The sequence below is a fragment of the Aeromonas sp. R7-5 genome (assembly GCF_040908015.1).
In the GTDB taxonomy this organism is placed as follows: Bacteria; Pseudomonadota; Gammaproteobacteria; order Enterobacterales; family Aeromonadaceae; genus Aeromonas; species Aeromonas caviae.
The window spans coordinates 49654-74087 of the sequence record NZ_JBFOCZ010000015.1 but is presented as its reverse complement, the minus strand read 5'-3'; the positions used below and the strand labels follow the sequence as shown (position 1 = coordinate 74087).

Annotated in this window: 27 protein-coding genes and 1 riboswitch; of the genes, 23 read left to right on the top strand and 4 right to left on the bottom strand. The window is 62.7% G+C overall.

What is annotated here, in order from left to right; genetic code table 11:
- The 11 genes from fliQ to lfiJ all read left to right on the top strand — a co-directional run bounded on the left by fliQ (position 1) and on the right by lfiJ (position 11627).
- A complete protein-coding gene (gene fliQ / locus AB5Y53_RS05745; protein ID WP_041211832.1) occupies positions 1-270 on the top strand; it encodes a flagellar biosynthesis protein FliQ in 270 nt (89 codons plus the stop codon).
- On the top strand, positions 267-1049 hold the full coding sequence (gene lfiR / locus AB5Y53_RS05740; RefSeq protein WP_104452187.1) for a lateral flagellar biosynthetic protein LfiR: 783 nt from the start codon (positions 267-269) through the stop codon (positions 1047-1049). The genes fliQ and lfiR overlap by 4 nt, the downstream gene beginning before the upstream one ends.
- Positions 1046-2182, top strand: coding sequence for a flagellar biosynthesis protein FlhB (gene flhB, locus AB5Y53_RS05735; RefSeq protein ID WP_041214022.1), 1137 nt, complete (start codon positions 1046-1048; stop codon positions 2180-2182). Before lfiR ends, flhB begins: the two co-directional genes overlap by 4 nt.
- A 3-nt stretch (positions 2183-2185) precedes the next feature.
- Positions 2186-4261, top strand: a complete 2076-nt coding sequence (gene lfhA, locus AB5Y53_RS05730; protein ID WP_041214021.1) for a lateral flagellar biosynthesis protein LfhA — start codon at positions 2186-2188, stop codon at positions 4259-4261.
- Positions 4262-4454: 193 nt separating this feature from the next.
- A riboswitch (cyclic di-GMP riboswitch) is annotated at positions 4455-4542 on the top strand.
- Between the two features lie 251 nt (positions 4543-4793).
- Complete coding sequence (gene lafK, locus AB5Y53_RS05725) at positions 4794-6056, top strand: lateral flagellar response regulator transcription factor LafK (RefSeq protein ID WP_269475233.1); 1263 nt, start codon at positions 4794-4796, stop codon at positions 6054-6056.
- Between the two features lie 11 nt (positions 6057-6067).
- Entirely contained in the window at positions 6068-6394 is a 327-nt protein-coding gene (gene lfiE / locus AB5Y53_RS05720) for a lateral flagellar hook-basal body complex protein LfiE (RefSeq protein ID WP_080767903.1), read from the top strand.
- Positions 6395-6402: 8 nt separating this feature from the next.
- The gene (fliFL, locus tag AB5Y53_RS05715) at positions 6403-8157 is read left to right on the top strand and encodes a lateral flagellar M-ring protein FliFL (protein WP_368181312.1); all 1755 of its coding nucleotides are present in this window, start codon (positions 6403-6405) and stop codon (positions 8155-8157) included.
- Positions 8144-9172 carry a lateral flagellar motor switch protein FliGL gene (gene fliGL / locus AB5Y53_RS05710; RefSeq protein WP_041211827.1) on the top strand — a complete coding sequence of 343 codons (1029 nt, stop codon included), beginning with the start codon at positions 8144-8146 and terminating at the stop codon, positions 9170-9172. The genes fliFL and fliGL overlap by 14 nt, the downstream gene beginning before the upstream one ends.
- 12 nt (positions 9173-9184) lie before the next feature.
- Positions 9185-9877: a lateral flagellar assembly protein FliH gene (gene lfiH, locus AB5Y53_RS05705; RefSeq protein ID WP_041211826.1), complete on the top strand. Its 693-nt coding sequence runs from the start codon at positions 9185-9187 to the stop codon at positions 9875-9877.
- A complete protein-coding gene (gene lfiI / locus AB5Y53_RS05700; protein WP_323881933.1) occupies positions 9870-11201 on the top strand; it encodes a lateral flagellar FliI-like assembly ATPase LfiI in 1332 nt (443 codons plus the stop codon). The genes lfiH and lfiI overlap by 8 nt, the downstream gene beginning before the upstream one ends.
- A gap of 9 nt (positions 11202-11210) precedes the next feature.
- Positions 11211-11627, top strand: a complete 417-nt coding sequence (lfiJ, locus tag AB5Y53_RS05695; RefSeq protein ID WP_041211824.1) for a lateral flagellar protein LfiJ — start codon at positions 11211-11213, stop codon at positions 11625-11627.
- Between the two features lie 4 nt (positions 11628-11631).
- Here lfiJ and flgN read toward each other — a convergent pair whose 3' ends face one another.
- The 3 genes from flgN to lfgA all read right to left on the bottom strand — a co-directional run bounded on the left by flgN (position 11632) and on the right by lfgA (position 13215).
- Complete coding sequence (gene flgN, locus AB5Y53_RS05690; protein ID WP_042015073.1) at positions 11632-12075, bottom strand: flagellar protein FlgN; 444 nt, start codon at positions 12073-12075, stop codon at positions 11632-11634.
- Entirely contained in the window at positions 12072-12344 is a 273-nt protein-coding gene (gene flgM / locus AB5Y53_RS05685) for a flagellar biosynthesis anti-sigma factor FlgM (protein WP_041211822.1), read from the bottom strand. Before flgM ends, flgN begins: the two co-directional genes overlap by 4 nt.
- A gap of 79 nt (positions 12345-12423) precedes the next feature.
- Entirely contained in the window at positions 12424-13215 is a 792-nt protein-coding gene (lfgA, locus tag AB5Y53_RS05680; protein WP_368181311.1) for a lateral flagellar basal body P-ring formation protein LfgA, read from the bottom strand.
- A gap of 61 nt (positions 13216-13276) precedes the next feature.
- Here lfgA and lfgB point away from each other — a divergent pair, with 61 nt between their 5' ends.
- From lfgB to AB5Y53_RS05620, 12 genes are all read left to right on the top strand, one after another.
- The gene (gene lfgB / locus AB5Y53_RS05675) at positions 13277-13666 is read left to right on the top strand and encodes a lateral flagellar basal body rod protein LfgB (protein WP_041211820.1); all 390 of its coding nucleotides are present in this window, start codon (positions 13277-13279) and stop codon (positions 13664-13666) included.
- A gap of 2 nt (positions 13667-13668) precedes the next feature.
- A complete protein-coding gene (gene flgCL, locus AB5Y53_RS05670) occupies positions 13669-14094 on the top strand; it encodes a lateral flagellar basal body rod protein FlgCL (protein ID WP_041211819.1) in 426 nt (141 codons plus the stop codon).
- Positions 14095-14778, top strand: coding sequence for a flagellar hook capping FlgD N-terminal domain-containing protein (locus tag AB5Y53_RS05665; protein ID WP_319894525.1), 684 nt, complete (start codon positions 14095-14097; stop codon positions 14776-14778). It abuts the gene before it with no gap.
- A 17-nt stretch (positions 14779-14795) separates the two neighbouring features.
- Positions 14796-15989 (top strand): lateral flagellar hook protein FlgEL, encoded by a 1194-nt coding sequence (gene flgEL, locus AB5Y53_RS05660; RefSeq protein ID WP_041211817.1) that lies wholly within the window; start codon positions 14796-14798, stop codon positions 15987-15989.
- 10 nt (positions 15990-15999) lie between these two features.
- Positions 16000-16734, top strand: a complete 735-nt coding sequence (gene lfgF / locus AB5Y53_RS05655) for a lateral flagellar basal-body rod protein LfgF (protein WP_041214015.1) — start codon at positions 16000-16002, stop codon at positions 16732-16734.
- Between the two features lie 75 nt (positions 16735-16809).
- Positions 16810-17595: a lateral flagellar basal-body rod protein LfgG gene (lfgG, locus tag AB5Y53_RS05650; protein ID WP_041211815.1), complete on the top strand. Its 786-nt coding sequence runs from the start codon at positions 16810-16812 to the stop codon at positions 17593-17595.
- Entirely contained in the window at positions 17595-18266 is a 672-nt protein-coding gene (gene flgH / locus AB5Y53_RS05645) for a flagellar basal body L-ring protein FlgH (RefSeq protein WP_368181310.1), read from the top strand. Before lfgG ends, flgH begins: the two co-directional genes overlap by 1 nt.
- An 8-nt stretch (positions 18267-18274) precedes the next feature.
- On the top strand, positions 18275-19381 hold the full coding sequence (fgIL, locus tag AB5Y53_RS05640; RefSeq protein WP_041214014.1) for a lateral flagellar basal body P-ring FlgIL: 1107 nt from the start codon (positions 18275-18277) through the stop codon (positions 19379-19381).
- An 8-nt stretch (positions 19382-19389) separates the two neighbouring features.
- Positions 19390-19788 (top strand): rod-binding protein, encoded by a 399-nt coding sequence (locus AB5Y53_RS05635; protein ID WP_041211812.1) that lies wholly within the window; start codon positions 19390-19392, stop codon positions 19786-19788.
- Complete coding sequence (lfgK, locus tag AB5Y53_RS05630; protein ID WP_041211811.1) at positions 19788-21107, top strand: lateral flagellar hook-associated protein LfgK; 1320 nt, start codon at positions 19788-19790, stop codon at positions 21105-21107. The genes AB5Y53_RS05635 and lfgK overlap by 1 nt, the downstream gene beginning before the upstream one ends.
- A 10-nt stretch (positions 21108-21117) precedes the next feature.
- A complete protein-coding gene (gene lfgL, locus AB5Y53_RS05625; RefSeq protein ID WP_368181308.1) occupies positions 21118-22017 on the top strand; it encodes a lateral flagellar hook-associated protein LfgL in 900 nt (299 codons plus the stop codon).
- A gap of 19 nt (positions 22018-22036) precedes the next feature.
- Positions 22037-23038, top strand: a complete 1002-nt coding sequence (locus tag AB5Y53_RS05620) for a hypothetical protein (protein WP_201969882.1) — start codon at positions 22037-22039, stop codon at positions 23036-23038.
- Positions 23039-23098: 60 nt separating this feature from the next.
- Here AB5Y53_RS05620 and fliB read toward each other — a convergent pair whose 3' ends face one another.
- On the bottom strand, positions 23099-24262 hold the full coding sequence (fliB, locus tag AB5Y53_RS05615) for a flagellin lysine-N-methylase (protein ID WP_368181307.1): 1164 nt from the start codon (positions 24260-24262) through the stop codon (positions 23099-23101).
- Positions 24263-24434 lie beyond the last annotated feature (172 nt).

Genomic DNA, 24434 nt, shown 5'->3' with positions numbered 1-24434 from the left:
GTGACCCCCGAGCAGAGTGTGGCCCTGGTGGGCGGGGCCGTGAACCTGGTGGTCATCATGGTCTCGGTGCTGATCGTGCCCGGTCTCATCGTCGGGCTGGTGGTCAGCATCTTCCAGGCGGCGACCCAGATCCAGGAACAGACACTGAGCTTCCTGCCCCGTTTCATCGTGACCCTGCTGACCCTCATCTTCACGGGAAACTGGCTGCTGTCGCAGATCACCACCCTGTTCGCCGACCTGTTCCAGAAGATCCCCGGGCTTATCGGATGAACTCCCTGCTGTCGTTCAGTGCGGCCGAGCTGACCGCCTGGCTGGGACAGTGGTGGTGGCCCTTCATTCGCATTGCGGCCGCCTTCTGGGTGATGCCGGTATTCGGCGACGGCCGGGTGCCTGCACAGGTTCGCATCCTGCTGGCCTTCGTCATCAGTCTGCTGATCGCCCCCATGATGAAAGGCATGCCGGCGCTGGATCCCCTCAGTGCCGGCATGATGGTGCTGACCCTGGAGCAGTTGCTGTTCGGTCTGCTGTTCGGGCTCTGCATACAGATGCTGTTCATGGTGATGACCATGGCGGGGCAGATCCTCTCCATGCAGATGGGGTTGGGGATGGCGGTGATGAACGATCCTTCCAACGGAGACACGGCGCCCATCGTCAGCCAGATCATGCTGGTCTTCTGCTCCCTGTTGTTCCTCGGTCTGAACGGCCATCTGGTGACTTTGGACGTCCTGGTGCAGAGCCTGCGCACCTGGCCGCCGGGAACCTCGCTCTACGTCCTCGATCTGAAGGGGGTCATCGGCCTGTTTGGCTGGAGCATCGGAGCTGCCCTCATCCTGACCCTGCCTGCCGTGGTGGCCATGCTGATGGTGAACCTCACCTTTGGGGTGCTCAATCGTACGGCCCCTTCCCTGAACATCTTCTCTCTGGGCTTCCCCATGACGTTGCTGCTGGGGCTGCTCACCATGGCCATCTCCATCAGCGGCGTCCCGGCCCGCTATCTGGATCTGGTCGGTTACGTGCTGACCCAGCTCAGGGCATTGACGCCGACATGAGCCAGCACAGCGCCCAGGACAAAACCGAAGAGGCCTCTTCCCAGAAACGGCGCAAGGCGCGGGAAGAGGGCCAGATTGCACGTTCCAGGGAGTTGAGCTCGGCCGGCCTGCTGCTCGTCGGCGGTCTGGTCATGCAGTGGATGGTGCCGAGTTTCGGGCTCTTCTTTGCCGAGCTGATGAAGCAGCCCCAGCGTTTCAACTGGCAGGGGGCACGGGATCCCCAGATGATGATCCAGTGGACCGCGGACGCCCTGATCGGGATGCTGTGGGTGCTGCTGCCTCTGTTCGGCGTGCTGGCCCTGCTGCTGGTGCTGCTCAGTAGCGTGCCTGGCGGCATGGTGCTGGTCTGGAAGAAGCTGATGCCAAGCGGGGAGAAGCTCAACCCGCTCAAGGGGCTCAAGCGGATGTTCTCCACTCACAGTCTGATGGAACTCCTGAAATCCCTGCTCAAGGTGCTGCTGATCGGCGGCACCCTGGCCATGATGCTCCAGCACCAGTGGCCCACCCTGATGATGATGAACCGTATGCCACCCCAGGCAGCCATGGAACAGGCGCTGCGGATCCTCTCCCAGGCATTCATCTTGCTAGGCAGTGTGCAGATGCTCATCGCGGTGCTGGATGTGCCCTACCAGCGCTGGTCCTTGAACAAGCAGTTGAAGATGACCAAGCAGGAGGTCAAGGACGAGCACAAGAACAGCGAGGGACGTCCGGAGATCAAGGCGAGGATCCGCCAGGTGCAGGGGATGCTGGCCAGGGCCCGTATCGAACAGCGGGTGCCCCAGGCCGATGTCATCATAGTGAACCCGACCCATTATGCGGTGGCCATCAAGTACGATCCCGAGCGGGCCAACGCCCCCTATGTGATTGCCAAAGGGGTGGACGGCATGGCGGAGCGGATCCGCGAGGTGGCCAAAGCCCATGACAAGCGGGTGATGAGCCTGCCCGAGCTGACCCGGGCCATCTACTACTCCACCCGGGTGGATCAGGAAGTGCCGGCGGGTCTGTACACCGCGGTCGCCTATGTATTGAACCATGTATTGCAGCTACGGGCCTATGAGGCTGGCAAGGGCAGGAAACCGAATCCCCTTGCCCCCCTGCACGTACCGCCCGAATTACGTCAACCTGAGAGGTAAGTTGTGAACTGGCGTGTCTTTACCCAATCCTATACAGCCATCCCCATGATGCTGCTGGCCATCCTGGCGATGATGATACTGCCTCTGCCAGGCTGGCTGCTGGATGCCCTGTTCACCTTCAACATCGTGCTGGCGGTGCTGGTGCTGCTGGTCTCCGTCTCGGCCCGCCGGCCCCTCGACTTCTCCGTCTTCCCGACCGTGCTGCTGGTGGCCACCCTGATGCGGCTCTCCCTCAACGTCGCCTCCACCCGGGTGGTGCTGCTGCACGGCCATGAAGGCAACGAAGCGGCCGGCAAGGTGATCCAGGCCTTCGGCGAAGTGGTCATCGGTGGCAACTACGTGGTGGGTCTGGTGGTCTTCGTCATTCTGATGATCATCAACTTCGTGGTGATCACCAAGGGGGGCGAGCGGATCTCGGAAGTGTCCGCCCGCTTCACCCTGGACGCCATGCCGGGCAAGCAGATGGCCATCGACGCCGACCTCAATGCAGGGACCCTGGATCAGCACCAGGCACGGGCAAGGCGGGAGGAGATCGCCAGGGAAGCGGACTTCTACGGGGCTATGGACGGGGCCTCCAAGTTCGTGCGTGGTGACGCCATCGCCGGTCTGCTGGTGCTCATCATCAACCTGGTAGGGGGCCTGGCCATCGGCATCTTCCAGCACTCGCTGCCGGTTTCCGATGCCTTCCGCATCTATGCCCTGCTCACCATAGGTGACGGTCTGGTCGCCCAGATCCCCTCCCTGCTGATGTCCACGGCGGCAGCCATCATCGTCACCCGCGTGAGTGACGAAGGGGAGATGTCGGATCAGGTTGGCCAGCAGATCCTGGCCTCTCCTCGGGTGATCTACACGGCGGCGACCGTCATGCTGATCCTGGGGCTGGTTCCCGGCATGCCCATGCTGGCCTTCCTCAGCTTTGCGGCCGTGCTGGCCTGGACCGGCTGGAGCGTCAGCAAGCGCCGGGTGCAGGATCCCGCGCTGGATGCGGCCGAGGCGCTGACGCGCCAGATGGTGCAGCCGGAGCCTCAGGGACTGGAGTGGCAGGACCTGCCCCCGGTGGATGCGGTCGCCATCGAACTGGGTTATAGACTGGTACCGCTGGCGGAGGCGGACAAGGGGGCCGAGCTGCTGGCCCGGGTGCGCGGTATTCGCAAGACACTCTCCGAGCAGTACGGCTTCCTGCTGCCCGAGATCCGGGTGAGGGACAACCTGCAATTGCAGCCGGATCAGTACCGCATCAAGCTCTCCGGCATCCCTTTGGCCTCGGGCAATGTGGATTGCCAGCGGTTGATGGCCATCAGCAGCGGTGAGACCTATGGCGCCCTGGATGGCGAGCTGACACAGGATCCTGCCTATGGCATGAGTGCGGTCTGGATTTCGCCGGACAACAAGGCCAAGGCCCTCAATCTGGGCTACTCGGTGGTGGATTCCGCCACCGTCATCGCGACTCACGCCAGCAAGCTGCTCAGGGAGCAGCTCGACGGCCTGTTTGGTCATGACGAGGTGGGCAAGCTGGGTCAGCATCTGGCGGCCCAGTCCCCCCGTCTTGCGGAAGAGCTCAATCTGGCCCTGACCCAGATGCAGCAGCTGCGGGTCTTCCGCCAGTTGCTCAAGGAGCAGATCAGCCTCACCGACATCCGCACCATCGCCACCACCTTGCTGGATGCGAGCGAGCTGACCAAAGATCCCGTCCTGCTGGCGTCCGATGTGCGCTGCGCACTGAAGCGCCAGATCGTCAGACAGGCGATAGGGTCCCGCGACGTGCTGGCGGCCTTCACCCTGGATGACCGGCTGGAGCAGACCCTGCTGACGGCCATGAGCCAGTCACAGCAGCAGGGCAAAATCCAGCTGGACAGCTTCCCGGTGGATCCCCAGTTGCTGGCGCAGTTGCAGCAGAACATGCCGCTGGTGAAGGAGCAACTGCAGCAACAGGGATATGCGCCCGTGCTGGTGGTGATGCCCCAGCTCAGACCGCTGATAGCCCGTTATGCCCGTTCCTTCTCGAAAGGCCTCAAGGTGCTCTCCTATAACGAGATACCGGAAGATTTGCGAGTCGAAGTCATCGGGACTCTGGGCTGAAGTGGAATTGCCTTGGCGTCACAGGGACAGGAAGCGCCTATTCCGCATATCTGCTTGAATTGTCATATAAAGCCGCTATCATGTGACGACTTTTGACGCGATACATACTGACAGCAAAGAAAAAATAGAAATAGTCGGATGTATCACATGGCTTCAGGGACAATGTAGCCATGCCATCCAAATACGGGTCGTCGCATGATAAAGGCAAACTGAACTGAAAAGTCAGGACGCAAAGCCTCCGGTCTAACAGCATTGATGCTAATGATAGCGGGGTTACCAAGGCCATGATTTCCCGCCTTGTTTTTATACCGATATAGACCATTCGCTCAATAACGGGTGCAGTCTCTATTTGTGTGTCTTTATTTTTCACGCATCAGTTCTGTTGATTGATTCATGTGCAATCACAGGTTCGGGATATATGTTTTCTGATTTATCTAGCAAGGAAAATTCAATACCGACCGGTATTGAAACGCATGCTCATTTATTATTAGTTTCCGCTTCGTTATCAAATGGAAACGATGTTGATCGTATATTGCTCAGTGCCGGTTATCGTGTTTCCTGTGTCGATTCCGTGTCGCTGGCCAAGCAATTTCTCTCGAACCATGCGGTCGATCTCATTTTGCTCGACATGGCGGTCATGACCGAGGCCGGGCCCGCCATGGTGCAGACGCTGGCAGGGACCGACTGCGTCATTCTGGTCAACGAGCATCAGGCCTACCTGGCGGCGGAAGCCATGCGGGCCGGCGCCATCGACTACATCATCAAGCCCTTCAGCCAGCGCCAGATCCTCGATGTGGTGAGAGGGGCCCTGCGCCTGCGCCAGGCCATTCCCAATCTGATCGCCACGTCTCCCCAGAGCCTGCAGGTGTTGCAGCTTGCCCGGCGGGCAGCCAAGACATCGGCCACCATCCTCATCGGTGGCGAATCCGGGACAGGCAAGGAGCGACTGGCTCGCTACATCCACGAGATGTCCAGCCGGGCCGGCAAGCCTTTCGTGGCCATCAACTGTGCGGCCATCCCGGAAGCCATGCTCGAATCCATCCTGTTCGGACACAGCAAGGGGGCCTTCACCGGGGCAACCGCCAACCAGCAGGGAAAATTCGAGCTGGCCCAGGGCGGTACTCTGCTGCTCGACGAGATCTCCGAACTGCCGCTGGCGCTGCAGGCCAAGTTGCTGCGGGTGTTGCAGGAGAAAGAGGTGGAACGCCTCGGCAGTCATCAGGTGATCGCGCTGGATGTGCGGATCATCGCCGCCAGCAACCGGGACCTGAGGGAGCTGGTGCTGCAGGGCGCGTTTCGCGAGGACCTTTTCTACCGGCTCGACGTGCTTCCCATGAGCTGGCCGGCATTGCGAGAGAGGCGGGATGACATCCTGCCTCTGGCGGAATACTTCATCGAACGCTACGCCGCACAGCAGGGGTATCGCCTCGGCGAGAGTGCCCGTCAGCAACTGCTCTCCTATGACTGGCCTGGCAATGTGCGTGAGTTGGACAACGTGATTCAGCGAGCGCTAATTATGGCTCGCGGCTTGCATATTCAGGCCGTCGATCTGATGTTGCCCCATTACGCCGCCGAAGCCGACACCCCGCAACCGCAGGCGCTTGCGGCCCCCGAGGGGCTCAGCGAGACCAAGCGGCATGCTGAATTTCAATTCGTCCTTGAGACGTTGCGCCGTTTCCGTGGTCACCGGACACGCACGGCCGAAGCCCTCGGAATGACGACCCGGGCACTTAGATACAAGCTGGCTGCCATGCGCGAGCAGGGCATCGATGTCGAGCAGCAGATACAAAACTAAGGGATAACCGAGTGAAGATTGAGATCATGTCATCACAGGTGACGCTCCTGCAGCAGATGCAGGAAATGCAGCGAGTCGCCAGTCAACCCCCTTCCATCGAACCGAACGAGGCGTCAGGCGTCTCGTTCAGCGACGCCATGCGCGACGTCGTCGGCCGCGTCAACGAGCAGCAGAACATCGCCTCCCGATTGATGACCGCCGTCGATGCGGGTCAGAGCGACGATCTGGTGGGGGCCATGGTGGCCAGCCAGAAGGCCGGTCTCAGTTTTTCCGCCCTGATGCAGGTGCGCAACAAACTGATGACGGGTTTTGATGACATCATGCGCATGCCGCTCTGAGGTTGATCATGACTGAACTGGTATCCTCCGCACCGGGGGCGTCGGGCTCCCTGCTGGCCCGGGTGCAGGACGGGGTGCGCAACTGGCGTACCCTGTCTCGCGACAACAAATCCATTCTGACCATCGCGCTGCTGGCCGCCGTGGTTGCCGCCACCATAGTGGTCATCCTCTGGACCTCCAGCAAGAATTACGTGCCCCTCTACGGCAAGCAGGAGCTTTACGACACCGCCAACATCATGGAGATGCTGGAGAAGGAGCAGGTACCCTTCCGGCTGGAGAAAAGTTCCGGCCAGATCCTGGTGCCTGAAAGCCAGTTGGCCCACATCCGCATGGCGCTGGCCGCGCGGGGCGTGAGGGCGGCCATGCCGTCCGGCCTGGAGGGGCTCGACAACGTCACCGGCCTTGGCACCAGCGAATTCATGGAAGGGGCGCGCTACCGCCATGCCCTGGAAGGGGAGCTGGCCAGAACCATCATCTCCCTGGATGCGGTGCGCAGTGCCCGGGTGCATCTGGCCATTCCGAAGCGGACCCTGTTCGTGGGGCGCGACGAGGAGAAACCCAGCGCGTCCGTGATGCTGGATCTGCAACCGGGCCAGACCATGGAGCCGGGCCAGGTCGAGGCGATTGCCAACCTGGTGGCGGGCAGTATCTCCGGCATGAAGCCCGGGGCCGTCACCGTGGTGGATCAAAGCGGCCAGCTGCTGAGTGCCGAGCTCGGCGACAAGGCCGGTTTCGGCAAGCAGAGCGTCCAGCAGATGGAATATGTGCGCAAGCTGGAGCAGTACATTCGCCAGCGTGCCAGCGACATGCTTTCCCCCATGCTGGGCACGGGCAACTACCGGGTGCAGATCGCCGCGGACGTCAATTTCAATGCGGTGGAAGAGACCCAGCAACAGCTCGATCCCAATGCCGTGGTGACCAGGGAGTCCAACAAATCGGACAAGACCATCGATGCCCTGGCCCTCGGTATCCCCGGTGCGCTCTCCAATCGACCGCCCGAAACCGCTCCCAAGACCGATCAGGCCGCCACCGAGGGGAATGCTGCCCAGGAGCCTGCCAAGAACGATACCCGCACCGAGCGGCAGGAAGTCAGCAGGCAGTATGAAAGCAGCCGCACCATAGTGCATACCCGATATCAGCAGGGACGACTGGAGAAAATGAACGTCTCCATCCTGCTCAATCAGCAGAGCGCCCCCAAGGAGGGGTGGAGCCCGGAACAGCTCGAGCAGATCCGCCAGATGGTGGAGCGTTCGGTGGGCTTTGACGGCTCCCGTGGCGACCAGATCAGCCTGCAGGTCTTCGATTTCACCGGTGCGGTGCCGGTGGAGCCGCCAGCGTCGAGTTGGCTGGAAACCCCTTACTGGCAAGACTCCCTGCGTTACCTGGTGGGTGGTTTGCTGGGGCTGACCCTGGTGTTCTTCGGCATCCGTCCTCTGGTGAAGCACCTGGTGCGTACCCAGCAATATCCCGACACTGATGCCGCACAGGAGCCGAACGAGGAGCATGAGCCGACCATGGGCCTCTCCATGCGCCGGGAAGGGGATGGGGAACTGGAAGAGTCTGCGACGGGCAAGAGCCTGTCCCAGTCTCAGTCCGAGTTCCGGCTCGAGCCCCAGTTCTCCTCCCTGGATCTGGAGGCGCTGCCCGAACCGGGTTCCGAGCTGGAAGTCCAGCTCAAACACCTGCAACTGCTGGTAGACAAGGACACGGCCCGTGTGGCGGAAGTGGTCAGACAATGGGTGAGTGGCAATGAGCAACGTTAATCTGAATCAGAACGCGGTCGACATCGACATCGACAATCTGGAAAAAGCCGCGATCCTGCTGCTGAGCATGGGCACCGAGGCGGCGGCCAAGGTGATGCAGAAGTTGTCCCGCGACGAAGTGCAGCGCCTCATCTCCAAGATGGCCAGCCTCTCCGGCGTGAGTTCGATAGAAGCCAAGTGGACGCTGCAGCAGTTCTTCAACCAGTATCGCGAGCAGAGCGGCATCGGCAGCGCCTCCCGGGAATATCTGGAACAGACCTTGGATCTGGCGCTGGGCCAGCGGCTTTCCCGCAGCCTGCTCGACAGCCTCTATGGCGATGCGATGAGCCAGGACATCCAGCGCCTGCAATGGGTGCCGGCGGATGTGCTGGCCCGCTTCTTCCGCAATGAGCATCCCCAGATGCAGGCTGTCTTGCTCGCCTTCCTGCCCCCCCAGACCGCCTCTGCCGTGCTCGATGCCCTGCCGGGGTCGGTGCACGACGATCTACTGGTGCGGGTTGCGAGCCTCAGCTCGGTCAGCGAACACGTGCTGGGGGAGCTGCGGCTCACCCTGGATCGCTGCCTCGCCTATGTGGCCGATCAGTCCGGCGCCAAGGTCAACGGGGTGCGCCAGGTGGCCGATATCCTCAATCGCTATCAGGGAAACAAGGAGCAGATGCTCACTCTGCTGCGGGAGCACGATGGTGAGCTGGCCCTCGAAATCGAGAAGAACATGTTCGACTTCATGGCCCTGCGTCGCCAGAGCGACGATACCCTGCAACGTCTGGTGCAGGAGCTGCCGGCGGATCTGCTGGCCCTGGCCCTGAAGAACACCGATGCCGGTTTCCGCAAGGTGGTGCTTGGCGCCATGCCCAAACGGATGGCACAGGCACTGGAGGCCCAGATCCAGGATCAGGGCAGCGTCTCCCTGCGCAAGGTGGAGCAGGCCCGGGAAGAGGCCATGAAGCTGGTGCGCGAGCTGGTGGAGCAGGGCGAGATCGAGTTCCAGCTGTTCGAAGAGCCCACCGTCAGTTAACAGGAGACAGGCATGAGTCAGCATGTGCGCAAACTGGCGGCAGGTGCCACCCGTCTCTACCGCTTCCCGGCGCTGGGCCAGAGCGGGGAAGAGGCCAGAAGCCAGCAGGAAGAGTTCGAATACGGCTACCAGCAGGGGCTGGAGCAGGGGCAGGCAGAAGGGTATCAGGCCGGCTACCAGCAGGGGCTGGCCAGTGGCCTGTTCGAGGGGGAAGCCAAGGGGCTGCAACAGGGACAGGTGCGTGGTCTGGCCCAGGGGCTGGCCGAGGGACGTGCCGCCTTCGATGAGGCCATGGTGCCCTTTGCAACGCTGCAGCAGCAGTGGGAATCCCTGACCCGGGCCCGGATGCTGGAACAGAAGGCCCTGGTCGCCCAGCTGGTGGCCCAGGTGGCCAAGCGCGTGATCCAGGCCGAGTTCACCCTCAATCCCCAGCAGGTGCTCCAGCAGGTGGAGCAGGCCATGGCCAGCCTGCCGAGCGAGTCGGAAGAGCTGGTGATCTACCTCAACGAAGGAGACCGGCAGCGCCTGGCCGAGCAGGGGGTGACCCGCTGCGAGAAGTGGCCGTTGCAGGTGGACCCGGCACTGGCCGTGGGGGACGCCCGCATCGAGACACGGGCCGCGGTGGTCGAGATCAACACGGGGGAGCGCCTCGGCCGCTGCATAGAACAACTCAACCAGACCCTGGAACTCTCTTCGGATGCATGATGCGCTGCAACAGGCGCTGACCTGTGCCCTCGATAGCCTGGAGGAGGTGCCCGGCTATCGTCGTTATGGCAGGTTGGTGCGCGTGACCGGCCTGACTCTGGAAGTCGTGGGGTGCCAGCTCATCATGGGGCAGCGCTGCGAGGTGGAGACCGCCACCGGCGCCGCCCTGCTGGCGGAAGTGGTCGGCTTCAACCGGGACATTTCCTACCTGATGCCGCTCCAGCCCATGAGCGGTCTCTATGCCGGCGCCCGGGTGCTGCCCGTCGACGGAGAGGAGACCATCCGGGTCGGCGAGCATCTGCTTGGCAGGGTCGTGGATGGCCTGCTGCAACCGCTGGACGGCCGTCCCCTGAAAGAGGAAGGGGAACGGGTTCCCCTGTTTTCCTCCCCTCCCAATCCCCTGTTGCGCACCCCGGTGCGCGAGCCGCTCGACGTGGGCATCCGGGCCATCAATGGCCTGCTGACGGTGGGCAAGGGCCAGCGTCTGGGACTGTTTGCCGGTTCCGGTGTGGGCAAGAGCATGCTGCTCGGCATGATGACCCGCAATACCAGCGCCCGCATCGTGGTGGTGGGGCTCATCGGCGAGCGTGGCCGGGAGGTGAGGGAGTTCATCGAACACAGCCTGGGCAGCGAGGGGCTTGCCCGCGCCGTGGTGATCGCGGCACCGGCGGATCAATCCCCCCTGATGCGGCTGCGCGCCGCCCAGCTATGCCACCGCATCGCCGAATATTTCCGCGATCAGGGTCAGGATGTGTTGCTGCTGATGGATTCTCTGACCCGCTACGCCCAGGCCCAGCGGGAAATCGCGCTGGCCATCGGCGAACCTCCTGCGACCCGCGGCTATCCGCCCTCGGTGTTCAGCCTGCTCACCCAGCTGGTGGAGCGGGCGGGCAACGGCACGCACCCCGAGGGCAGCCTGAGCGCCTTCTATACCGTGCTGGCGGAAGGGGATGACCAGCAGGATCCCGTGGTGGATTCCGCCAGGGCCATTCTCGATGGTCACATCGTGCTGACCCGCCGTCTGGCGGAGGAGGGGCACTATCCCGCCATCGACATCGGTGCCTCGGTGAGCCGGGTGATGCCTCAGGTGGTCTCTCCCGAATGGCAGGGGCTGGCGGTGAATCTGCGCCAGCTCTGGGGCCGTTACCAGCAGGTGCGTGAGCTGCTGCCCCTGGGGGGTTATCAGCCCGGGGCGGATCCCCAGATGGACGAGGCGGTCCAGCGCTATCCTGCCATCGCCAGCTTCCTGCAGCAGGGCATTCAGGAAGAGACGCCCATCACCCAGGTGCTGGGCGGTCTCAAGCATGTGCTCGGCAGGGCGTAAGGAGGCGGCATGCTGAAATCCTATCTCGGTCTGCAGCAGGATGCCCTGGAGGCCATGGGCAAGGAGCGGCAGCGTCTGCGCGAGGTGGCGATGAAGGAGGAGCACCGAGCCCTCAGGCTGCAGGAGGTCATCGAGACGATGCATCCGGGCTCGTCGAGCTTTCATCCCCTGCTGTGGCAGAACAAGCAGCAGATGCAGGGGCAGCTTCGCCACCTGCTGACCCACCAGTTGCAGCAGTGTGCGCTCGCCAGCCAGGATCTGGCTCATCACGAGGGGCAGCTCGTCAGGCAGTTCGGTCGGGTCAAGGGGCTGGAGCTGTTGCTGGACAAGCGGGCCCTGGCGGCCCGCCAGCGTCAGGAGTCAGGTGAGCAGCGGCAGCTCGACGAACTCGCCGCACTGGGCCATCGTGCCCGGCAGGGAACGTAAAGGGTCAGTCGGGGAAGTGCTCCTGCCTGCCATAGGATGACTCCTGGCCCAGCAGGGTGTGGATGGTCTCTATCTGGCCTGCCAGCAGGCGGCCGTTCTGCTCGTTCTGGCGACGGCACTGCAGCAGCAACTGCTCCAGCCGCTGCCACTGCTCGTCCACTTGCTGGCGCAGCGGGGAGGGGAGCTTGCCGATGAGGATGGCCATGCCCCGTTCGTCAGGCTTGAGCCCCAGTGCCTGGAGATGTTCGCAGCGCAGCCTGACCTGGTGCTGGATCTCGCCCATGAGCCGGGTCTGTTGCCGGTTGTGTTCCGTGAGCCCTGCCACGTCGTGGCTTGCCAGCAGACGGTACTGATTGAGCAGCAACTGCAGCAGGTCGGCGTAGCGGCCACAATCCTGCCGGATGCCGATGATCAACTGCTGGATCCGTTGTTTGGGAGGCAGACTCATCGGCGATGCATGTCCAGAATGGCCTGGCTCAGGGCATCCATGTCCAGTTCGAGCCGACCCTCGCTGATGGCCTGGCGGATCTGGTTGACCTTCTCCATGTCCACATCAGAGGTGGAGGCCAGCTCGACCCTCGCCTGATTGATGGTCTGGGCGGTGGCGCTGATCCTGGCTTCCCCCTGGCTGGCCTGGGGCTGGGGTGCCGGTGTGGCTCCCGCCTTGCGCTGAGACTGGGGTTGAACGTAGACAGGGTCGGTGCGTGTGATTTTCATAACGTGAATTCCTGGTGGTCTCTCTTGTGACAGGCGACCCTGAGGTGGCCGAACTTGAATCAAACTCGCCATTTCTGCGCTAAAAGCGGGTTTCGACTTCCCCCTTGTCAACCACCCAGGCCTGGATCTCTTTGCCGGAGCCGAGATTCCTGACCCTCACCCCTTCACCGATGGCGCCGTTTGACAAGGCCGTTCCACGGGTCGTGGCGGAAAAGCCCGGTTGCCCGGCCCGGATCAGCACCCCTTCCCCTGCCCGGACGGCCCAGGCCTGTTGCAGATCGAGTTCACCGACCAGTTGCCCCATCCTCAGATGGCGAAGGCTCTTGCTGCCTGCCAGGGGCTGCGAGCTGTGGGTGAAGCCCCGCTGCAACCGGCTGGCATCGAGGGATTTCTCCAGCAGATCCTCCGGGGCGATGACATGTCCCTTGGGGATGTCCCGTGCCGCCACCCAGACCGGCAACATCAGGGTGACCTCCACCCGGGCCCGCAACTGCCAGGCGGGCTCGGTACATTCCACCAGATAGGGGCGCCGCCCCCAGGGCTGGCGATACTGCCCGCCAGCCAGGAAGCGAACCGCCTGACGACATGCCGGCAGGTGGGCCACGGCGGGGGAGAGCCAGACCTGATAGTCGGCCCGGGTCTCTGGCCAGCCTTGCTGGCGCTGATACTCCCCCAGGGCCGTTTCGGCATCCGCCCTCAGACCGTCGGTCAACTGCTGCGACAGCGACGAAGTGGCCGCCCACGAGGGGAGTGCCAGGAGCAGCAGGGCAAGGAGACCTGCTCGCTTCCCTATGGGAAACAATGCTTCCCCTTTTGTCACTCTTGTCAGCCAGGGGTGATGGCCTGACCAGCGGAAACAACGGTTTTTCATGATTGGCATGAGTCTTGATAAAGGATGCACCGGTCTGACTGGTTCACAAGAAGGATGAAGCATGAGTATCTCATTTGACAGTGCGCTTGGCGTACACCCCTATGCCCTCGATGTGCGGGCAGACAGGGCTCGTATTCTGGCAGGGAACTTGGCCAATGTGGATACCCCGGGCTATCTGGCACGGGATGTGGATTACAAGGCCATCCTCGGCCGGGTCGCCCGGCAGGTGGAGGCAGGAGAGCCGGGCAGCACCATCAGTGAGGGCACCATGGGCAATGACATGCAACATCCCCTCTACCGCATACCCTATCAGGTCTCCATGGATGGCAACACCGCCGAGCTCAGCGTGGAGCAGAGCAAGTTTGCCAGCAATGCCACCGACTTCCAGACCAGTCTCACCTTCCTGAATATGAAAATCACCGGGATCGCCAAGGCGATCGAGGGCCGTTAATCATGTCGTTCAATCGCATCTATGACATCGCCGGCAGCGCCATGCGGGCGCAGACCGTCCGCCTTGACACCGTGGCTTCCAACCTCGCCAACGTCGACAGCGCCGCCGGCAGCGAAGAGGCCGCCTTCCGCGCCATCAAGCCCGTCTTCTCCACCCTCTATCAGCGGGTGCAGGAGGCCGAGGGGCTGGGGGCCGCCCAGGTGCAGATCGCCGGTATCGTCCAGTCTGACCGCCAGGTGGAGAAACGTCTGGAGCCGACCAATCCCCTGGCCGACGGGGATGGCTTCGTTTATTACTCCAACGTCAATGCGGTGGAAGAGATGGCGGACATGATGAGCGCCTCCCGGGGATTCGAGACCTCGGTCGAGGTGATCAACCGCATCAACAGCATGCAGCAAGGGCTGCTGCGTCTTGGTCAGGGGGTGTAAATGAGCCTGCCTCAAGTCAGCAGCCTGGATACCGCCCGCAGCGCCAGCCAGCGCGCCGCCACCCCTGAGATCGCCGCCAACGGCACTTCCGAGGGGCAGGGGGTCCAGCTTCGCAACGAATTTCTCCAGATGATGGTGGCCCAGATCCAGAACCAGGATCCCACCAACCCCCTGGATGGTGCCCAGTACGTTACCCAGCTGGCCCAGTTCAGCATGGTGGAAGGGGTCGAGAGCCTGAAAGTGCTGCAGCAGAAGTCCATCAACATGATGGACACCCAGCAGGTGCTCCAGAGCACGGATCTCATCGACAAGGAAGTGATGGTGCCGAGCCAGACCCTTGGCCAGGAGCAGGAGAAGGCGATCCGCGGTCAGGTGGAGCTGGGCGGCGCGGCCGACACGGTCGAGCTCAAGGTCTATGACAAGCACGGCACCCTGGTCGCCACCAAGAACTGGGGCGAGAGCAAGGCGGGGGCGCTGGATTACGAATTGCCGGTACTGCCCGTTGGCGAATACAGCTTCGAGGTGAAGGCTTCCCTGGGGGGAGTCGCCACCACCACCCGCAATTATGTAGCCAGCCAGGTGGAGCGCGTCAGCTTGCCGGGCACGGGCGAGATCATGCTGCAAGTGGCAGGCGTGGGGGAGGTTCCCCTGTTCAGCGCCGTCCAGTTTGGCAAGTCGGCGTAACCAGATAGGAGCGAAACATGTCTTTTAATATCGGACTGAGTGGCCTGCGCGCCGTCAACCAGGAATTGAGCGTCATCAGCAACAACGTGGCCAACGCCAGCACCGCCGGTTTCAAGTCCAGCCGTGCCGAGTTTGCCGCCATCTACGGTGGCGGCCAGGCCGGCGGCGTGGAGATGAGCAACGTCTCCCAGAACTTCGATCGCAACGGGGATGTGACCCGTACCGGGCGGGGCCTGGATCTGGCCATCTCCGGCAATGGCTTCTTCGTGCTCAAGGATGACAACGGTCAGACCTCCTATACCCGAGCCGGCCTGTTCCAGCGTGATGCCAGCAACTACCTGATCACCGCCAGCGGCAACCGTCTGCAGGGTTATGTGACCAATGATGCGGGTGAGCTGCAATCCGGCGTGGTGGGTGACATTCAGGTCAAGGCGGGCAGCCTGGCGGCCAAGCCGTCCGACACCCTGGAGTTCGTGGCGAACCTCAAGGCGGACGCCAGTGTCATCGATCAGGGGCTGCACCCCTTCGATCCCGCCAAGGCGGACAGCTTCAGCTACTCCCAGTCCAGCAAGGTGTATGACTCTCTCGGGGTCGAGCACACCGTCACCCAGTATTTCGTAAAGACCGGCGAGAACACCTGGCAGGTCAACTATGCCTTCAACGGGACCCAGACAGGTGCGCCGGTGACCATGGAGTTCAACACCAACGGCACCCTGAAGTCGCCGACCACGGCCCCCGTGCTGAACCTGGCCCCCGCCGGTGCCGAGCCCATCACCCTCACCGCCGATCTGGCCCGGGTCAGCCAGTACGCCTCCGATTTCAACGCCACGCGCAACCAGTCCAACGGCTATACCGCCGGGGATCTGACCGGGGTCAGGGTGGATGCGGACGGTGGCGTCTACGCCACCTTCACCAACGGCCAGAGCCTGCTCCAGGGTCAGGTGGTGATGGCGAACTTCGCCAATCCCCAGGGCCTGCTGCAAGCCAACAACACCACCTGGCAGCAGTCGTTCAGCTCGGGCCAGCCCGTGCTGGGGGCACCGGGCAGCGGGACCCTGGGCGGCCTGACGGCGGGAGCCTACGAGGCATCCAACGTCGACTTGACCGGGGAACTGGTCAGCCTGATGACCTCCCAGCGCAACTACCAGGCCAACGCCAAGACCATCAGCTCGGCGGACAAGATGACCCAGGTCCTGTTCAACTCCTTCTAAGGCGTGATCCGTGGAAAAGCTTATCTATACCGCCATGTCGGGGGCGCAACACACCCTCATGGCCCAGCAGATCCGGGCCAACAACCTGGCCAACGTGAATACCGCCGGTTTTCGTGCCGACTTCGAGCGGGCGTCCGCCTATGCCCTGACCGGCGATGGCTACCAGAGCCGGGTCATGGCCAGGGAAGAGCAGGCGGGAACCGACTTTCGGGCGGGTGCCCTGATGCAGACCGGCCGCAAGCTGGACGTGGCGATCCGCGGCGACGGTTTTCTCACCGTGCAGACAGCAGACGGCAAGGAGGCCTACACCCGTGCCGGCAACCTGGAGGTGGACGGGGAGGGGTTGCTGACCCTCAACGGCCGTCCCGTGCTCGGGGATGGCGGCGAGATGGTGCTGCCCGCCTATCGGGATCTGAGCTTTGGCAAGGATGGCTCCCTCAGCATCACCCCGCCGGGGGGCGGTGCCCGTCTGGACGTGGGCCGGCTCAAGCTGGTGAACCCGGATCCGGCCGAGCTGGTCAAGGGGGCTGACGGCCTGTTTCGCCAGCGCCAGGGCGGGGATGCGGAGATCAGCGAGCAGGTGGTGCTGGCGTCCGGTTTCCTCGAGGGGGCCAACGTGAACGCGGTGGACGAGCTGATCGGCAGCATGTCCCTGACCCGCAATTTCGAGTTGCAGGTCAAGTTGATGAAGACGGCGGACGAGCAGGCTAGGCAGGGTGCCAGGCTGATCTCTGGCCAGGGCTGACGGTCGGCCATGGCGGCCGGGAATGAATACTGACGGGATGCACCCCGTTCGAACGAATCAGGTGGAGAAACGAAGATGCATGCAGCGCTGTGGGTGAGCAAGACGGGTCTGTCGGCACAGGATGCCAAGATGGCCAGCATTTCCAACAACCTGGCCAACGTCAACACGGTCGGTTTCAAGCGTGATCGGGTGGCGTTCGAGGATCTGTTCTATCAGGTTCAGCGCCAGCCCGGTGCCCAGCAGGATCAGCAGAACCTGTCTCCCATCGGCATCCAGATGGGTAACGGTGTGCGGGTGGTCGGCACCCAGAAGGTATTCACGCCAGGGCAGTTCCAGAACACCAACCAGGAGCTGGACATGGCGGTGGTGGGGGCCGGCTTCTTCAGCGTCGAGCGCCCGGATGGCGAGACGGCCTATACCCGCAACGGTCAATGGCACCGCAATGCGGAAGGGCTGTTGGTCAATGCCGACGGCCTGCCCATGCTGCCGCAGATCCAGATCCCGGACAACGCCACCAAGATCGCCATCGGCACCGACGGCACCGTGAGCGCCACCCTGCCGGGACAGCAGGAGAACGTGGAGCTGGGGCGCATCACCCTGACCAACTTCTCCAACCCGGCCGGTCTGGAAGCCCTGGGGGGCAACCTCTACCGGGCGACCGGTGCCTCCGGTGAAGCCATCGAAGGGGTCCCGGGTGAAGAGGCCATGGGGGCCATCAAGCAGTTCACCCTGGAGAGTTCCAACGTGAACGTGGTGGAAGAGATGGTGGACATGATCACCACCCAGCGCGCCTACGAGATGAATGCCAAGGTGGTCTCCTCCGCCGATCAGATGCTCAAGTTCGTGACCCAGGCGCTGTGATGATGAAGCCGGTGTGGTATTGCGTCGTGCTCGTCCTGCTGCTGGGGGGCTGCTCCACCTATGAGTTGCAGGCCCCCGAGCCCGGTGACGAGAAGTGGGCCCCTTCCCGCTCCGAGTTGACGAAAGCCGGGGTGGGGGAGGATGGCAGCCTCTACCGTAACGACTACATGATGACCCTATTCCAGGATCGCCGTGCCTACCGGGTCGGCGACATCCTGACCGTCATGCTGGAGGAGCGCACCCAGTCCAGCAAGAAGGCCAACACCAGCATGAACAAGAACAGCAATCTGAGCGTGCCTGTGCCTTCCATCGGTGGTGTTTCCCGACCGGACTGGAGCGCCTCTATCAAGGCGGATCGCGACTTCGACGGCGGGGCGACCTCCAGCCAGCAGAATACCCTGGCGGGGGCCATCACGGTCACCGTGGCCGAAGTGATGCCCAACGGGGTGCTGGGGATCCGGGGGGAGAAGTGGATCCGCCTCAATCAGGGGGATGAGTACATCCGTCTGGGAGGCATGGTGAGGGTCGAGGACATCGACCAGAGCAATCGCATCTCGTCCCAGCGCATCGCCGATGCCCGCATCACCTATGCCGGTCGTGGCGCCCTGGCCGACAGCAACCAGATGGGCTGGCTGTCGCGCTTCTTCAGTTCCGCCTTCTCCCCCTTGTGAGGATTTCGATGAACAGATGGTATATCGCCCTGCTCTGCCTGGCGCTGTCGGGCGTGGCCGGCGCCGCTGCCCCCGCCAAACGGGCCCTGCTGGACATTGCCGACGTGCAGGGGATGAGAGCCAACCAGCTGGTGGGCTATGGCCTGGTGGTCGGCCTCTCCGGCACCGGGGATCGCAGCCAGGTCAAATTCACCGGCCAGTCCATGACCAACATGCTCAAGCAGTTCGGGGTACAACTGCCTGATGACATCGATCCCAAGCTCAAGAACGTGGCAGCCGTCTCCGTGCAGGCGACGCTGCCCGCCCTCGCCGGCAAGGGTCAGCAGATGGACGTGACCGTGACCTCCATCGGCGATGCCAAGAGCCTGAGAGGCGGCTCGCTGCTGCTCACTCCCCTGCGCGGCATCGACGGTGAAGTCTATGCGGTCGCCCAGGGCAACCTGGTGGTGGCAGGGGTCAAGGCGGAGGGGCAATCCGGCTCCTCCGTGACCATCAACGTGCCGACGGCCGGCATCATCCCGAACGGTGCCATCATCGAGCGGGAGGTGGCCAGCAACTTCTCGGACAAGCCGGAAGTGACGCTCAACCTGCACCAGCCCAACTTCAAGACGGCCCGCAACGTGGAGCGGGAGATCAACCGCCAGCTCGGCCCCGTGGCCAAGGCGGTCAGCGCCGGTCGCATCCAGATTGCGGCCCCCCGCGATGAGAGCCAGCGCATCTCCTTCATGGCCCTGTTGCAGGACATCCAGGTGGACATGGGCAAGGAGCGGCCGCGAGTCGTTTTCAACAGCCGTACCGGCACCGTGGTCATGGGGCAGGGGGTCAAGGTGCACAAGGCGGCGGTCAGCCATGGCAGCCTGACGGTGACCATAGGTGAGAGCCAGACGGTGAGCCAGCCCAACGCCTTCTCCAACGGGCGGACCACCACGACGCCCAACTCCCAGATCCAGGTTGACCGGGAGCGCAACAACATGTTTGTCTGGCCGGATGGCACCTCCCTGGAGGTGATCGTCAAGGCGGTGAATTCCCTGGGGGCGACCCCGGATGATGTCATGGCCATCCTGCAAGCCCTCGACGAGGCGGGAGCCCTCGAAGGCGAGCTGGTGGTCATCTAAGGATCTCTATGACCAGAATTACCTCGGAGCCTGGTTTCTATCAGGATCTCAATGAACTGCAGCAGATAAAGAGCAACCCGGATCAGCGCGCGGCCCTGGAGGCGGCGGCCGGCCAGTTCGAGGTGAGCTTCCTGCAGACGGTGCTCAAGCACATGCGTTCGGCGTCCGACGCCATGCAGGATGAAGAGGACAGGCTTATCAAGGGGGAGTCCCTCTACCGCGACATGTACGACAGCCAGCTCGCGATGAGCCTGGTCAAGCGCGGCGGCATGGGGCTCAAGGAGCAGATGGTCAATCAACTGGCCCCCACATTAAAGAATGCCGAGCCGGTGGTCGCTTCAGACTCCCAGACCCTGGCTGCCTTCAGTCAGCCTCTGAATTCGGCAAAAATGAGGAAAGTTGACTGATGTCGCTGCTCAGTATCGGTTTTAGCGGACTCAATGCATCGCAGATCGCATTGAACATCTCTGCCCAGAATATCGCCAACGTCAATACCATCGGGTACAGCCGCCAGGAGGCCATGATGGGCAGCCTGTCGGGCTTTGGCCGGATGGACAACGGCATGGGGGTCGAGGTGACCGGGGTTCGCAGGATCACCGATGACTATCTGGTCTCACAGCACTGGCGCAGCCGCTCTGCGACCGGCTCCTCCTATGCTTTTCACCAGTACATCAATACGACAGAGCAGTTGCTCGGCAGCGAGTCGATGAACATCACCAAGGGGCTGGACAGTTTCTTTGCGTCCCTGAGCGCCGCTCTCGACAGCCCGGAAACACCGGCGCAGCGCAGCCAGATCGTCAGCTCGGCCGGTGCCCTGGCCAACCGCTTCGGCCAGTTGAACGAGAGCCTGCTGACCCAGGAGAAGCAGATCGACGATCAGCTGGGCAGCACCATTACCCAGGTGAACAGCTATCTCAAGCAGGTGGCGGAGCTCAACACCCAGATCGGCGAGCAGGCTTCCAAGGGGGTCAACACCTCGGCGCTGGAAGACAGCCGCGAGCAGATAGTGCGCGAGCTGTCGACCTTCATGGAGGTGCGGGTCAACCGTCAGAGCGACGGCTCCTTCTCCCTGAGCCTGCCCCAGGGCCAGCCCCTGGTGCTGGCCGGCAGCAGCAGCACCCTCTCTCTGGCCGGTGACACCCTGAGCCTGAGCTTCGGGCCGCAATCCTTTGAGGTCCCCAGGCTTCAGGGCGGCACCCTGGCGGGCGTGCTGGAGTATCGCACCACAGTGCTGCGCCCCCTGCGCGACGAGCTGAACCAGATCGCGAAGAAGCTGGCGGATGACTTCAACGCCAAGCAGGCGGGTGGCGTCGATCTGAACGGCGATCCCGGCAAACCCCTGTTCAGCTACGACCCCCTCAATCCCTCCGGCACCCTCAAGGTGGCCGACGGCTTTACCGGGGATCACCTCGCCTTCGCCAAGGCGGGGGGCGGCAACGGCGACAACCGCAACCTGCAGGAGCTGCTGACCATCAAGGATGATCAGTACGATGCCTACAGCGCCCTGCTTGGCAAGATGGCGGTGCAGAGCGGTCAGGCCAAGGCGACCATGGAGGCCGATGCCAACATGGAGAAACAGCTCGCCACCAAGCTCAGCAGCGTGAGCGGCGTCAACCTCGATGAGGAAGGGGTCAAGGTGATGGCCTACACCAAGGCGTATCAGGCCAATGCCAAGGTGATCAGCACCTCGGATCAACTCTTCAATTCCATTCTCAACATGTTCTGACGGAGTCCGCATGCGCATCAGCACCAACCAGATCCAGCTCAGCATGCTCGACAACCTGCAGCGGGGCTTTGGCGACTACGCCCGGCTGGATCGCCAGATCTCCTCCAACAAGCGGATCCTGCAGCCTTCGGACGATCCCGTGGGCAGCGTGCAACTGCTCGGTCTGAAGAAAGAGCAGGTGGCTATGGCCCAGTACCAGAAGAACATCGCCAATGCCAAGAGCCAGCTATCCCAGGGGGAGCTGCAGTTCGAGACCATGACCAACATGCTGAGCCGGTTGCGGGAGCTGACCCAGACGGCGGCCAACGGTTCCCTCTCCGAGGACGATCGCCGGGCGGTGTCCAGCGAGGCGGCCATCATCAAGGAGGGACTGCTGGATCTCGCCAATGCCCGCAACGAGAACGGTTCAAGCCTGTTCAGCGGCAGCCAGGTGGACAAGACCCCCATCGTCCAGGGGCCGGGTGGCGGCTATCTCTATCAGGGGGATGCCCTGGTGCGGGAGGTGGAGATTGCCCGGGGGGTGACGGTGTCCCTCAACCAGACCGCAGACAGCCTGTTCATCCAGAACGGGGATTTCTTCAAGCAGCTGGACGACATGGTGGCGGCCTTCGATTCCGGCGCACCGGATGCGGCGGATCAGGCCAGAGCCATGCTGGATCGCAGCAAGACCCTGCAGGATGACATCAGCCAGATGGTGAGCACCATAGGGGCACGCATCAATCTGCTGGATCAGGTGGACGAGGGTCATGCCGAGAAGAGCACCTATAGCAAGGAAGTGAGCAATCAGATAGAGTCCCTCGACTATGCGGGGGCCGTGACCCAGCAGGCGCATGTGCTGATGGCTCTGCAGGTGCAACAGCAGGCCTTCGCCAAGGTGAATGGCCTGAGCCTGTTCAACTACATGCCCTAAATCTGTCTAAGGAGCCAGGATGCAGATTCAACAAACCCGTCCGGGGAGCGTGGTCGAAACGCCGGCCCAACCCAGGTTGCAAGGTCGTTCGACTGCCCAGGCTACTTCTCCCCAGACTCCTCGCAATGAACGCCAGCCCAATGTCATCCGGCTCGATCGCTGGGCCCTGATCGGCACGGCGCAGCAGCGCATCGCCCATGCCCAGGGGGGCGAGCAGGCCCTGAGCCAGGTATGGGGCGAGCTGAAGCGCCTGGAGCAGCAGCTCGGCCAGCAGAAGGCGGCGAGCGGGGATCTGGTCTCCCGTCTCAAGGTGCTGGAAGAGAAGCTGACCCAGCCGCAGGCGCCACTGACGAGCGAGCTCAGGCCACGTCTGCTGGCCTCGGCCACGGACAGCAGGGTGCACTACAGCGCGGAGCGGCTCGATCTGTTGAGCCCAAGGGCGAGTGCCGAGCGTCTCGTCTTCTCCTTCCCTCAGACCAGCAGCGCCGTCGAGGTGCTGCTGCCCGCCGATGCCAGTGAATCGGAAGCTGCCTCACGCCTGGATCGCGCACTGCGCAAGGAGCATATCCAGGCGCGCCTGAACGAGCTGGGCAAGCTGGAGCTGAGCGTGCCGGATCAGCACAGGCGCAAGCTGGATGAACCCGTGCTGCTGAGCGGTGAGGGCATCCGCATTCCCGCCGGGAACCCGGTACCCGTGCAGTTCAAGCCAAAGGCGGGGCAGTTGACCCAGCTCGGCGAGGGGCTCGACAAAGGGGAGATCAAACAGGAACAGCAACGGCTGAAGCGACTGCTCGGGGAGATAGAGCAGTCGGTGCGCGAGCTCAAGCAGTTTCGCCAGCGGATGGTGAAGCAGCTCGATCGGGTGAAGTCACGCAGCCAGAACCTGCAGCAGGAGGAGCTGGTCCAGTTGCAGGGCAAGCTCAGCCTCCAGCTCAAGGAAGGGGGCTTCATGGGGACCATGTCCGGTCTGCTTGCCCAGGCCAACGTCTCGCGCCAGAACGTGGTGGCGCTGCTCACCTAGGGTGCCAGGTCCCGTTCACGACTGAAAACCGCCATGCAGCTCGCTGGCGGTTTTCTGTTTTCAGGGCTTGAGCAGGGCGTACAGGGAGATGTCCGACGCGAAGCCTGAGTCGTTGAGCCCCTGTTCTATGGTCTTGATAAAACTCGCATTGTGCTGGCGTATAGTGTGGTAGCTGTAGAAGAGGTTGACCACGTCCTTCTCGTCCAGCTCCTTGTCCATGGCCAGCAGGCAGAGGTAGTTGCGCAGCAGGAAGTAGTCGACCACCAGCAGTTGATAGGCCTGGCACTTGTCGCCCTGCTGCAACGGGAAGTTGTGGTGATAGACGTAGTAGAGCAGGTAGTTGTCCAGGATCTGGGGATGGCTGGCCAGGAAGGGGGCGACCCTGTCGTGCCAGACTTGCTGCAGGTGTGCAAGCTTGTCCTCGTCGTAGGTTCCCTCCAGTACCTCGTTGATCTTGTCGAGGCAGACCTGCATGGTCTGCCGCCCCCGTCTCCCCTGGGAATAGGCCAGCAACTGGTGGGTCATGGTTCTGAGGCCCCACCACTGCAGTCTGGGCAGGGCGGGCAACTGCTCGAACATGGTGTTGAGCTCCCCTCGTTCGGCCAGTACCGCCACCTGATCGAGGAAGGCCTCGTGGGAGAGTTGCGCAGGATCCCGGTGGATCAGCATGCCGACCAGCCATAGCCGAATCGCCACGGGGATATCCGTGGCGGCCAGCACGTGAATGCTCAGGCTGTGCAACGTCGCCATGGCGTTGGAGGGGGGCGGAGCGAAGGGCAGGGGCTGGGTGAGCTCGGTGACCTCGGTCTGCATCGCCAGGGGGTCAAGCAACAACTGGCGGCACACCTGGGGGCAGGAGAGCATCAGGGACCTCTTGAGCTGGTTGCCGATGCGGGTCTGGGCTCTGGGGTAGGTCTTGCAGGTGTGACTCAGGGCATCCGGACCCGCCTTGCTGTGGATCTGGCACAGGCGGTTTTCATCGAGGAAGGGGCAGGCGCCCTGTTCGTCGAGCTTTATCTCCCCCCAGCGCTCGTTGCTCTGCTTCACCTTGATGATGTGCAGCTTGCTCAGGGATTTGACCGTGGGGTCGGGGTGGCGTTCATAGCTGCGGAAGGTCTGCTTGTCGATGCTGATGGTCCAGCTGTGGCAGCAGTTGTCCTCGCAGCGATCGCCGATGCACTGGAAATGTTGAACGAAATGCGGTGTGTAGAGCGAAGCAGCCATGTCGCCATCCGGTAGTGAGAGAGGACGTTTTAAAAGCAATAAGCATGCCGGATGGGGGAGGCGGCGAGCACCCGGGATACCGGAATGCCCGGGAGGGGGCCAGAAGAAAAATATGCGGAGGGAAGATTACATTTCTGCACGAAAGGGGTCGCCTCTATCTGATGTCAACCTA